The organism is Hydrogenophaga sp., from assembly GCF_050182545.1.
Classification (GTDB): domain Bacteria; phylum Pseudomonadota; class Gammaproteobacteria; order Burkholderiales; family Burkholderiaceae_C; genus Hydrogenophaga.
Genome location: NZ_JBFXCD010000021.1, coordinates 56045 through 67147 on the forward strand (window position 1 = coordinate 56045; position 11103 = coordinate 67147).

Genomic DNA, 11103 nt, shown 5'->3' on the forward strand with positions numbered 1-11103 from the left:
GTCAGCGCCCGGAGGAGCGCACCAGATAGCGCTTGCGCCAGAACAGCACCCCAAGCACGCCCGCGATCAGCGCCATCGAACCCATGGCCCACCAGAAGCCAGTCTGCTGGTGAATCAGCGGAATGAACTCGAAGTTCATGCCGAAGATGCCGGCGATCAGGTTCAGCGGCAGAAAAATGGCGGTCAGCGCGGTGAGGGTGCGCATGATGTCGTTGGTGCGGTTGCTCTGCGCCGAGAAGTGCATCTGCACTGCGGTCTCGGCGTTCTGTTCGAGGCGGCGCACATGGTGCACCACCCGTTCGATGTGCTCCAGCACGTCGCGCGAGCGCACCTTGAGCAACTCCAGGCCCTTGGGCCCACCGTTGTGCTCGTTGGGTTCCCAGGTCGCCAGCGCCTCGATCCAGTCTTGCACAGCGGCACGCTGGTCTTCGCAGATCTCGTCGAGCTGGTGCAATGAAATGCGGGCGTCCAGCAGCGAACCCCAGTTGGAGAAGCGCGCCTTAGGGTGCAGCAGTTCGGCCTGCCAGTGGTCCAACTGGCGGGTGAGCTCGCGCCGCAAGGCCAGATAGCCATCGACCATCTGGTTGTCGATGCGCAGCATCAGGTCGGCCGGGCTGGGCGGCAGGTGAACGCCGGCTGCGCGCGACGCCGCGGTGGCGGACGACAGCAGCCGCGCAGCGTACTGGTCCAGCACCAGGCAGCCCGCAGGGTGCACGGTGATGAGCACGCGGTCAAAGACGGCGAAGCCGACCGGGCTGGTGTCGATGCGCCGCAGCACCGGTGGCCCGCCGCGCTTGAGCGTTTGCGTCAGGACCTCGCCGGGGTGCGAGAGGTCGGTCTCGCTGTGACCGGCGGCGAGCCGACGAAACACCAGGATGTCGTACTGCGAGGTGTAGTCGTAGTGCGAGGGCAACTGGTTGTTGAGCAGGTCGGCGATGTGCAGGTCCACCAGCGTCATGCCGCAAAGCACCTGCAGCGTGGACTGAATGGCACCTTGCTCCAGTTCGAATTCGCGCCGGCCGCACGCGATCCACACGTAGCCCCTGGCGGGGAGCACCATCGGCAGGCTCGCCGATTCGCTCACCGACCCGGGCAGGATGTGGAAGACGCGCATCGACGGTCGCTTCAGCCGCGCAGCAGCCGCGCAGCGTCGCGCGCGAAATAGGTCAAAACGCCATCGGCACCCGCGCGCTTGAAGGCCAGCAGGCTCTCCATCATCACCGCGTCGTGGTCCAGCCAGCCATTCTGGGCGGCGGCCTTGAGCATGGCGTACTCGCCGCTGACCTGGTAGGCGAAGGTGGGAACGGCGAACTCGTCCTTCACCCGGCGCACGATGTCCAGGTAAGGCATGCCGGGCTTGACCATCACCATGTCCGCGCCCTCCGCGAGGTCGAGCGCGACCTCGCGCAAGGCTTCGTTGGTATTGCCTGGATCCATCTGATAGACCTTCTTGTCGGCCTTGCCCAGGTTGGTGGCCGAGCCCACCGCGTCGCGGAAAGGTCCGTAGAACGCGCTGGCGTACTTGGCGCTGTAGGCCATGATGCGCGTGTGCACAAGGCCTTGCGCTTCCAGCGCGGCGCGGATGGCGCCGATGCGGCCGTCCATCATGTCGCTGGGGGCCACGATGTCGACACCCGCCCGCGCCTGCGTCAGCGCCTGTTGCACGAGGATCTCGACCGTGGGGTCGTTCAGGATGTAGTTGTTCTCGTCGAGCAAGCCATCTTGTCCGTGGCTGGTGTAGGGGTCGAGAGCCACATCGGTCATCACACCGAGTTGCGGAAAGCGCTTCTTCAGCTCGCGCACCACGCGCGGCACCAGCCCGTCCGCGTTCAAGGCCTCACGGCCATCGGGTGACTTCAGAGCCTGGTCGATCACGGGGAAGAGTGCCATGACCGGGATCCCCAGCGCGACGCAGTCCTCGGCCACCGGCAACAGGAGGTCCAGGCTGAGACGCTCGACACCGGGCATCGAGCCCACGGCCTCACGCCGTCCCAGGCCATCCAGCACGAACACCGGATAGATCAGGTCGGCCACGGACAGGCGGTGTTCGCGCACCAGATCGCGGGTGAAGGCATCGCGCCGCAAGCGGCGGGGGCGGTTGAGCGGGTAGGGGGCAGGCGGGTGCATGGCCGTATTGTGGCAAACGCCCCGCATTGGGGATACCGCCCGGTCGGCTGACGGTTGGTCGGTGACCATGGCGAAAGTTCGCAGGTTGAGGACGTCCGAGGAAAATCTGGGATGGCGTGGCGAACTCCACAGTAAGAAGAAAATACTGCCGCCTCTCGCCCGCACACGCCGACGCCGTGGCGCTATTCTCTTGCCAGCACACTTTGTTACCACCAGGCGTGACACTGCCCGATTCCTGAAGACCCCATGTCTGCCCCATGCTGACCACCAGAAAACCCGCCGCGACCCATGTCGCGCAAGCCAAGCCAGGGGCCAAGGAGTCCGAGTCGTGGTCGCTGGACGATCATTGGCCCACGCTGTTGTCCAGCCTTTCAGACCAGATCACGGAGGGCGCAAGCGCGCTGCAGAACATCATCGACCTGCTGCTGAGCAAAGGCCGCATTTCCCGACAGGAGCACCGTTCGCTCAGCATTCCGACCGAGCGGATCAAGCTCTCGGGCGTCAGCGCGCAGCAGATCAACCGCTTCTATGGTGGACGCATACGGCAGTCCCATGAAAAGGTCTGCATGGCCGAGCTGGTTGAAGGCGTGCTGCAGGAGCGCAAGAAGGATTTCGTCATTCTGGGCATCGAGTTGCGGCGCAAGCTCAAGCCGGTGGAGGTGCTGGTGGACCCTACCGTGGCCCACGCCTTCGTCAACGCGGTGCTCGACTGGGGCATGCCGTTCGGCTCCCACATTGACGTGCGCATGGACCTCAATTCGTGGCCACAGCATGCGCGTCTGCAGGTGCGCGTGACCAATGATGGCGCGCCGCCCTCAAGCGGCGCCTCCATGGACAGCCTGAGCTGGATGTTGGTGCGCCAGATCGCCCTTGCTGCGGGAGGGATCGAGATTGAACGGCTGATGACCGACGAGGGGGTGAGCTTCACTGCCATGTTCACCCGCACCGTGCAGGCCGTGGATGGCATTTCAGCGGTGGACCTGTCGGACAACCAGTCCTCGATGTTCAAGTCGCTCTCGGGCGTATACGTGCTCACCATCTCGCCCACGCTACAGATTCGGGCCGACGTGCGCGATGCGCTGCGCGAGATCGGTATCACTTCAGACAGCGTGGTTGACTTCAATCAGGCGAGGGAAGCCGTCCGCTCGCGCATGCCCAACTTGATCGTTGTCGATGCCGACATGATGGACCAAGGCTTTGACCAGTTCCGCCGTGAACTGCTGCGTGAGGTGTTCGAGTTTCCCTTTGTCGAGATTTCGCCCGACGACAGTTCATTCGACATGTCGGGGTTCGGCGAGTTTTCTATGGCCAAGGTCGGGCGCGGCAACATCCGCGAAGCCCTGGGTACGGCGGTCATGTTTGAGCTCGCAAAGATGATGTAGCTCTTTTGACTACACCAAGTGGCGAAAAAAAACACTGTCAGAACTGACAGGTTGCTTGGGATTCTGTCCCGGTTGGTGTAACATTTCCCCCGGGTCTGCCGAAAGGTCGACCCCCCGCTTTTCCTCCCTGAGCGGGTGCCTTAGTGTGTGACAGCAAGAAGGCTTCCTGACCCGGCCCGCAAGGCCGGGTTTTTTTTGTGCGCTTCACTTTGCTGCTGCCAGACCTTGCCCAGATGCCTCGGGGCTACACTGCCGCCATGCTCTGGGTCAAGTCCTTCCACATCGTTTTCGTGACCAGCTGGTTTGCCGGGTTGTTCTACCTGCCGCGCCTTTTCGTGAATCTCGCGATGGTGCCGCCTGGCAGCGAGGCCGAGCGTGAGCGCCTGCTTCTGATGGCGCGCAAACTCTTGCGGTTCACCACCATCCTGGCCGTGCCCGCGGTGGGTTTGGGGCTCTGGCTCTGGCTGGGTTACGGCATCGGCTGGGGCGCCGGCCAGGGCTGGATGCACGCCAAGCTGGTTGCCGTGCTGCTCGTGTTGGGGTATCACCACGCCTGCGCCGTCACGTTGCGCCGCTTTGTGCAGGGCCGCAACCAACGCAGCCATGTCTGGTATCGGTGGTTCAACGAGGTGCCGGTGATCCTGCTGACGACCGTGGTGGTGCTCGTGGTGGTCAAGCCCTTCTGATACTTTGAAAACCCGATCATCCGCCTGGCCATTGGCATTGCTGTTTGCCGGGTTGGTGGTGTACGCCAGTCTCTATCCCTTTTCGGGCTGGCGTGTTCAGGGGGTTTCGCCACTGGCATTTCTGCGGGCGCCCTTTCCGCAGTACTGGACGGGCTTCGACGTCGCGTCCAATCTCCTGGGTTATGCCCCACTGGGTTTTCTGCTAGCTCTGGCCATGCTCCGTTTGGGCTGGGGGCGAGGAGCTTGGTGGGTCTCGCTGGGGTTGCCAACCCTGTTGTCGCTGGCCGTGGAGACCTGCCAGAACTACCTGCCGATGCGCGTGCCGTCGAATGTGGATCTTGTCCTCAACATGGCTGGCGCGGCGATGGGCGCCGCCGGCGCCTGGGTCATGGAGCGCCTGGGAGTTCTGCGGCGCTGGACGCAGTTCAGGGCCGACTGGTTCGAGCCGACTGCGCACGGCAGTCTCGTGTTGCTGGCCCTGTGGCCGTTTGCTTTGCTGTACCCCCTGCCAGTGCCATTCGGTCTGGGGCAGGTCTGGGATCGGCTGGAGGCCGCGTTGGCGACTTTGTTGGACGAGACGCCTTTTCTGGCTTGGGTGCCCGCGAAGCCGGTGCTGCCGGACCCGCTGAGCCCGCTCGCCGAGGCCTTCTGCATTGGCTTGTGCCTGCTGTCGCCACTGTTAATGGGCTTCGCAGAGATGCGTTCAGTGTTGCGCCGGGGACTGTTTCTGTTGCTCTTTTTTCTGTGCGCGTTTGCGGCGGCGGGTCTCTCTGCCGCCCTTACCTACGGACCCTCGCACGCCTGGGCCTGGATCAATCCCCAGGCCGGCGCGGGAGTTGGAATTGCGCTGCTGGCTGGTCTGGCCATGCTGGGCCTGCGCCGCCGCCTTTGCACCGTGACGATGCTGCTGACTCTGGCCGTCTCGCTCACCCTGCTGAACCGGGCTCCTGACAGCCCCTATTTCGCGCAGTCGCTCGAAGTCTGGGAGCAGGGGCGTTTCATCCGCTTTCACGGTCTGTCGCAATGGCTGGGCTGGCTGTGGCCCTTTGCTGCCCTGATTTTTGGTCTGCGCACCGTGGCACGCGCGTCGGTCACCTCGGGACGACCCCACTAGAATTCCTCCATGACCGAAGAAGCCAAGTCCTACTACGAGCGGCACATCTTTTTCTGCCTGAACCAGCGGGACAACGGAGACACTTCCTGCGCCCAGTACCGCGCCCAGGCTGCCTTTGATCGTTGCAAGTCGCAAGCCAAGGCGCTGGGCCTGTCAGGCGCAGGCAAAGTGCGCGTGAACAAAGCCGGATGTCTGGACCGCTGCGCTGGGGGCCCGATCGCCGTGGTGTACCCGGAGGCGGTCTGGTACAGCTACGTGGACGAACACGACATCGACGAGATCGTGCAATCGCATCTGCGCGACGGCGTCGTGGTGCAGCGCTTGCTGACCCCCGCCGATGTCGGGCGCTGAGTGGTTGGCCATGCGATGAATGCGCAAACCGAGTTCGTCAGGGTTGCGGGGCCCGCCGGCGCGCTGGAGGTCGCGATCGACCGCCCGCCGGGAGACGCCCGTGGCGGCGTGGTGATTGCCCATCCGCATCCGCTGCACGGAGGGACTCTGACCAACAAGGTGGTCCAGACGCTGGCTCGCGCTGGCGTGCAAGCCGGCTGGACCTCAATTCGCTTCAACTTCCGTGGCGTGGGGCAGAGCGAAGGGGCATACGATGAAGGGCGAGGGGAGCTCGACGACCTGCTCGCGGTGACGGCGGCGCTGGCGCCGACGGGCCTTCTGTGTCTCGCCGGCTTTTCGTTTGGCGCTTTCGTGGCCAGCCACGCGGCCGCCCGGCTGATTGGCACGCGTGACATTGAGCGCCTCGTGCTGGTGGGCACGGCGGCGAGCCGTTTCGATGTCGCACCCCTCGCTACGGAACTCCACAGCCGCACGCTGATCGTTCATGGCGAGCAGGACGACACTGTGCCTCTGTCATCCGTCATGGACTGGGCCCGCCCCCAGTCGCTGCCCGTGTTGGTGGTTCCCGGTGGGGGGCACTTTTTCCATGGGCAGCTCCCTCTGTTGCGCGATCTGGTGTTGCGCCACCTGCCCGCTTGAGCGGGTTGCAAGTTCCCCTTTTTTTTGTTCTGTGTTCTGAACTGAAGGATCTGATTTTGTTGCGTCGCTGTCTCTCTCGCCTGGGTGTGTCCTTGTTCGTGGCTCTTGGCCTGGTGCTGCCTGCGCTGGCCCAGATGCCTGTGCCGCCGGAGGTGGCCGCGCGCGCATACCTGCTGCTGGATGTCACCTCTGGCCAGGTGCTTGCCTCCAAAGACCCGGATCAGGCGGTCGAGCCAGCCTCGTTGACGAAGCTCATGACCGCTTACTTGGTATTTGACGCGCTCAAGTCGGGCAAGATCAGTCTCACGCAGACCTTTGGCGTGAGTGAGCGGGCGTGGAAGATGCCCGGTTCGCGCATGTTCATTGATCCCAAGATGCAAGTGCCTGTCGAGGATTTGATCAAGGGCATGATCGTCCAGTCGGGCAACGATGCCACGGTGGCCCTGGCCGAAGGGCTTGCCGGCTCGGTCGAGCGCTTCGTGCAGCTCATGAACGAGCAGGCCAAGGCGCTTGGCATGGCTTCCACGAGTTACCGCAACGTGGAAGGGCTGACGGAGGCGGGTCACACGACCACCGCGCGTGATCTGGCCACGCTGTCAACGCGCCTGATGGCCGACTTCCCCCAGTATGTGCCGTACTACGGTATCCAGCGTTACCGCTACCCCGGCACGCCGGCCGCCAACGACACCAATCGCAACCTGCTTTTGTTCCGTGATCCGAGCGTCGACGGCCTGAAGACTGGGCACACCAACGCGGCGGGTTACTGTTTGGTGGCGACGGCACGCAGGCAGGTGCCGGGTTTGGGCGAAGGAGCTCAGGGCCAGCGGCGCCTGGTGAGTGTGCTGCTCGGGGCATCTAGCGAAAGCGCCCGAGCTGCCGAGACACAAAAACTGCTCAATTGGGGTTACACGGCCTTCGATGCGGTGCGCCTGATTCCGGTCGGCGAGCCCGTGGCCTCGCCGCGCATTTGGAAAGGCAAGGCAGAGCAGGTTCGGTTGGGGAGGCCCGAGGGCGTCGTGGTGTCGGTGCCCGCGGGCGAAGGCGCGAAGTTGAAATCCGAGGTGATTCGCCCCGAGCCGCTCGTGGCGCCCCTGTTGCGAGGCCAGAGCGTGGGCACCCTGCGGGTGACGCTGGCCAGCGGTGCACCAGTGGCCGAAATACCTCTCACTGTCCTCGAAACTGTCGAAGAAAGCGGCATTTTCGGACGCGCGTGGGACGCCATCCGCCTCTGGATTCAGTGAATTCGGCGACGCCAACTCCATCCAGAGTTGGCGGTGGATTGTCCTGAATCCGGCCGCATGCTACAGTAGAGGGCTTTTCGGAATCTTCCGAGGAGTCTTCGTTTTCGCTTTTTCAGACGTTTAGGGACGTTTTAATGCCAACCATCAACCAACTCGTGCGCCACGGCCGGGAGGTCGAAAAGACCAAATCCAAGAGCCCGGCCATGGAAAACTCTCCGCAGCGTCGCGGTGTGTGCACCCGTGTGTACACCACGACCCCCAAGAAGCCCAACTCCGCCCTGCGCAAGGTCGCCAAAGTGCGCCTGACCAACGGGTTTGAGGTTATTTCCTACATTGGCGGTGAAGGCCACAACCTGCAGGAACACAGCGTCGTGCTGGTTCGTGGTGGTCGTGTCAAGGATCTGCCCGGCGTGCGCTACCACATCGTACGTGGCTCGCTCGACTTGCAAGGCGTGAAAGACCGCAAGCAGTCGCGCTCCAAGTACGGCGCCAAGCGCCCCAAGAAGGCCTGATCGTTAGAAGTCCGGTGTTTGCTCCGCCCTGGCAGGTGGATCGAACGCAGTGGCCCACAACACGGAATTGTCCGTGCGGGTCAAGTAAGTGAGAGTTTTGCATGACTCTCGCGGCCCCTGAAAGGGGTGCCAACTGAAGCAATATGAGGTGAAGAAATGCCACGTCGTCGCGAAGTCCCTAAACGTGAAATCCTGCCGGATCCCAAGTTCGGCAATGTCGAGCTCTCCAAGTTCATGAACGTGATCATGGAGGGCGGCAAGAAGGCGGTTGCCGAGCGCATCATTTACGGTGCGCTGGAACAGATTGAGAAGAAGAGCGGCAAAGACCCAGTCGAAATCTTCTCGGTTGCCATCAACAACGTCAAACCCATGGTGGAGGTGAAGTCCCGCCGCGTGGGTGGCGCCAACTACCAGGTGCCTGTGGAAGTCCGTCCTGTCCGTCGTCTGGCCCTGTCCATGCGCTGGATCAAGGAAGCTGCGCGCAAGCGCAGCGAGAAGTCCATGGCGCTGCGTCTGGCCAATGAGTTGATCGAGGCCACCGAAGGCCGTGGCGGCGCCATGAAGCGCCGTGACGAAGTGCACCGCATGGCCGAAGCCAACAAGGCTTTCAGCCACTTCCGCTTCTGATTCGGGCTTCCGCCCAGTAGAGCATCCAGAACCGAGAGCCCGCATGCCCGTCCAGGGTGGCGGGCTCGATCCCTTTTCGGAGTATTTCCATGTCCCGCACCACGCCCCTTGAGCGTTATCGCAACATCGGTATTTCCGCGCACATTGATGCCGGCAAGACCACCACCACCGAGCGCATCCTGTTCTATACCGGTGTGAACCACAAGATCGGCGAAGTGCACGATGGCGCCGCCACCATGGACTGGATGGAGCAGGAGCAGGAGCGTGGCATCACGATCACCTCTGCGGCCACCACCTGCTTCTGGAAGGGCATGGATCTGTCCTATCCCGAGCATCGCTTCAACATCATCGACACCCCGGGCCACGTGGACTTCACCATCGAGGTGGAGCGTTCCATGCGCGTGCTCGACGGTGCTTGCATGGTGTACTGCGCCGTGGGTGGCGTGCAGCCACAGTCGGAAACCGTATGGCGCCAGGCCAACAAGTACAAGGTGCCGCGCCTGGCCTTCGTCAACAAGATGGATCGCACGGGTGCCAACTTCTTCAAGGTCTATGACCAGATGAAGCTGCGCCTGAAGGCCAATCCCGTGGCGATCGTCATTCCCATTGGGGCCGAGGAAAACTTCAAGGGCGTGGTCGATCTCATCAAGATGAAGGCAATCATCTGGGACGAAGCTTCCCAGGGCATGAAGTTCGAGTTCCAGGATATCCCCTCCGAGCTTCAGGCTCAGGCGGCCGAATGGCGCGAGAAGATGGTGGAGGCTGCGGCCGAAGCCAGCGAAGAGCTGATGAACAAGTACCTTGAGGAAGGCGATCTGACCGAAGCCGAAATCAAGCAAGGCATCCGCACGCGCACGCTTGCCACCGAGATCCAGCCGATGCTTTGCGGCACCGCGTTCAAGAACAAGGGCGTGCAGCGCATGCTTGACGCCGTGATCGACTTTCTGCCCTCGCCGGTGGACATTCCGCCTGTGGGCGGCACCGATGACAACGAGGCGCCCACCTCGCGCAAAGCCGCGGACGAAGAGAAGCTGTCGGCACTGGCGTTCAAGCTGATGACCGACCCGTACGTGGGGCAGTTGACCTTCGTGCGCGTGTACTCCGGTGTGCTGAAGAAGGGCGATTCGGTGTTCAACCCTGTCAAGGGCAAGAAAGAGCGCATTGGCCGTATCGTGCAGATGCACGCCAACAACCGTCTGGAAGTGGAAGAAATCCGCGCCGGCGACATTGCGGCCTGCGTGGGTCTCAAGGACGTCACCACCGGTGAAACCCTGTGCGATCCGGATGCCATCATCATGCTCGAGCGCATGGTCTTCCCGGAACCTGTGATCGCGCAGGCCGTGGAACCGAAGACCAAGGCCGACCAGGAAAAGATGGGCATCGCTCTGCAGCGTCTGGCGTCGGAAGACCCCTCGTTCCGCGTGAAAACGGACGAAGAGTCCGGCCAGACCATCATCTCCGGCATGGGCGAGTTGCACCTGGAAATCATCGTCGACCGCATGAAGCGCGAGTTCGGTGTCGAAGCCAATGTGGGCAAGCCTCAAGTGGCGTACCGGGAAACCATCCGCAAAAGCGTGGACGAAGCCGAAGGCAAGTTCGTGCGTCAGTCGGGCGGTAAGGGTCAGTACGGGCACGTGGTGTTCAAGATTGAGCCGAACGAGGCTGGCAAGGGCTTCGAGTTTGTCGACGCTATCAAGGGTGGTGTTGTGCCGCGCGAATACATCCCGGCGGTGGAGAAGGGCGTGATTGAAGCGCTCAACACCGGCGTGCTCGCGGGCTTCCCCGTGGTGGATGTCAAGGTCACGCTGCACTTCGGTTCGTACCACGACGTGGATTCGTCTGAAATGGCGTTCAAGATGGCGGCCATCTTCGGCTTCAAGGAAGGCTGCAAGAAGGCCAGTCCCGTGATTCTTGAGCCGATGATGGCTGTCGAGGTCGAGACGCCTGAAGACTATGCTGGCAACGTGATGGGTGACCTGTCCAGCCGCCGCGGCATGGTGCAGGGCATGGAGGACATGGTCGGTGGCGGCAAGGCCATCAAGGCCGAGGTGCCACTGTCAGAAATGTTTGGCTACTCGACTACGCTGCGTTCGATGTCGCAAGGTCGTGCCACGTACACGATGGAGTTCAAGCATTACTCGGAAGCCCCACGCAACGTGTCCGAGGCCATCGTCGCTGCGCGTTCCAAGTAATTTTCAGCCGGTCTGCGACCATGCGCCGCCCTGTTCCCGTGCGGGGCGAATCAGCAGTGTGGTGCAGACCTTAAACCGTGACACGGGTGTGTTCTTTAGGAATTGAAAAATGGCAAAAGAGAAATTTGAGCGGACCAAGCCGCACGTGAACGTGGGCACGATCGGACACGTTGACCACGGCAAGACGACGCTGACGGCGGCGATCACGACGGTGCTGGCGTCCAAGTTCGGC

General features: G+C 62.6%; 12 protein-coding genes. 10 read left to right on the forward strand and 2 right to left on the reverse strand.

Annotated features, from left to right (window positions below; all coding sequences use genetic code 11):
* Position 1 precedes the first annotated feature (1 nt).
* Both AB7P10_RS17670 and hemB read right to left on the reverse strand, forming a co-directional pair.
* Positions 2-1114 carry a magnesium transporter CorA family protein gene (locus AB7P10_RS17670; protein WP_428295171.1) on the reverse strand — a complete coding sequence of 371 codons (1113 nt, stop codon included), beginning with the start codon at positions 1112-1114 and terminating at the stop codon, positions 2-4.
* A gap of 11 nt (positions 1115-1125) precedes the next feature.
* Entirely contained in the window at positions 1126-2127 is a 1002-nt protein-coding gene (gene hemB, locus AB7P10_RS17675) for a porphobilinogen synthase (RefSeq protein WP_428295172.1), read from the reverse strand.
* A 257-nt stretch (positions 2128-2384) separates the two neighbouring features.
* On the opposite strand from hemB, the gene AB7P10_RS17680 reads away from it, so the two are divergent.
* The 10 genes from AB7P10_RS17680 to AB7P10_RS17725 form a co-directional block, all read left to right on the forward strand.
* Positions 2385-3509, forward strand: a complete 1125-nt coding sequence (locus tag AB7P10_RS17680; protein ID WP_428295173.1) for a hypothetical protein — start codon at positions 2385-2387, stop codon at positions 3507-3509.
* 257 nt (positions 3510-3766) lie between these two features.
* Positions 3767-4195, forward strand: a complete 429-nt coding sequence (locus tag AB7P10_RS17685; RefSeq protein WP_428295174.1) for a CopD family protein — start codon at positions 3767-3769, stop codon at positions 4193-4195.
* A gap of 31 nt (positions 4196-4226) precedes the next feature.
* Positions 4227-5309 (forward strand): VanZ family protein, encoded by a 1083-nt coding sequence (locus AB7P10_RS17690; RefSeq protein ID WP_428295175.1) that lies wholly within the window; start codon positions 4227-4229, stop codon positions 5307-5309.
* Positions 5310-5318: 9 nt separating this feature from the next.
* On the forward strand, positions 5319-5660 hold the full coding sequence (locus tag AB7P10_RS17695; RefSeq protein ID WP_428295176.1) for a (2Fe-2S) ferredoxin domain-containing protein: 342 nt from the start codon (positions 5319-5321) through the stop codon (positions 5658-5660).
* A 15-nt stretch (positions 5661-5675) separates the two neighbouring features.
* Complete coding sequence (locus AB7P10_RS17700) at positions 5676-6299, forward strand: alpha/beta hydrolase (RefSeq protein ID WP_428295177.1); 624 nt, start codon at positions 5676-5678, stop codon at positions 6297-6299.
* Positions 6300-6433: 134 nt separating this feature from the next.
* On the forward strand, positions 6434-7540 hold the full coding sequence (locus tag AB7P10_RS17705) for a D-alanyl-D-alanine carboxypeptidase family protein (protein ID WP_428295180.1): 1107 nt from the start codon (positions 6434-6436) through the stop codon (positions 7538-7540).
* A gap of 134 nt (positions 7541-7674) precedes the next feature.
* Complete coding sequence (gene rpsL / locus AB7P10_RS17710; RefSeq protein ID WP_068169701.1) at positions 7675-8052, forward strand: 30S ribosomal protein S12; 378 nt, start codon at positions 7675-7677, stop codon at positions 8050-8052.
* A 156-nt stretch (positions 8053-8208) separates the two neighbouring features.
* A complete protein-coding gene (gene rpsG / locus AB7P10_RS17715) occupies positions 8209-8679 on the forward strand; it encodes a 30S ribosomal protein S7 (RefSeq protein ID WP_137918320.1) in 471 nt (156 codons plus the stop codon).
* A gap of 89 nt (positions 8680-8768) precedes the next feature.
* Positions 8769-10871, forward strand: coding sequence for an elongation factor G (gene fusA / locus AB7P10_RS17720; RefSeq protein ID WP_428295178.1), 2103 nt, complete (start codon positions 8769-8771; stop codon positions 10869-10871).
* 109 nt (positions 10872-10980) lie between these two features.
* A partial coding sequence (locus AB7P10_RS17725) for a GTP-binding protein (RefSeq protein WP_428295181.1) occupies positions 10981-11103 on the forward strand: 123 nt, incomplete at its 3' end.

Excerpts from the sequence above, each read along its gene's own strand:
- AB7P10_RS17670 (WP_428295171.1), bottom strand. The coding sequence starts at position 1,114 with ATGCGCGTCTTCCACATCCTGCCCGGGTCGGTGAGCGAATCGGCGAGC.
- hemB (WP_428295172.1), bottom strand. The coding sequence starts at position 2,127 with ATGCACCCGCCTGCCCCCTACCCGCTCAACCGCCCCCGCCGCTTGCGG.
- AB7P10_RS17680 (WP_428295173.1), top strand. The coding sequence starts at position 2,385 with ATGCTGACCACCAGAAAACCCGCCGCGACCCATGTCGCGCAAGCCAAG.
- AB7P10_RS17685 (WP_428295174.1), top strand. The coding sequence starts at position 3,767 with ATGCTCTGGGTCAAGTCCTTCCACATCGTTTTCGTGACCAGCTGGTTT.
- AB7P10_RS17695 (WP_428295176.1), top strand. The coding sequence starts at position 5,319 with ATGACCGAAGAAGCCAAGTCCTACTACGAGCGGCACATCTTTTTCTGC.
- AB7P10_RS17700 (WP_428295177.1), top strand. The coding sequence starts at position 5,676 with ATGAATGCGCAAACCGAGTTCGTCAGGGTTGCGGGGCCCGCCGGCGCG.
- AB7P10_RS17705 (WP_428295180.1), top strand. The coding sequence starts at position 6,434 with ATGCCTGTGCCGCCGGAGGTGGCCGCGCGCGCATACCTGCTGCTGGAT.
- rpsL (WP_068169701.1), top strand. The coding sequence starts at position 7,675 with ATGCCAACCATCAACCAACTCGTGCGCCACGGCCGGGAGGTCGAAAAG.
- rpsG (WP_137918320.1), top strand. The coding sequence starts at position 8,209 with ATGCCACGTCGTCGCGAAGTCCCTAAACGTGAAATCCTGCCGGATCCC.
- fusA (WP_428295178.1), top strand. The coding sequence starts at position 8,769 with ATGTCCCGCACCACGCCCCTTGAGCGTTATCGCAACATCGGTATTTCC.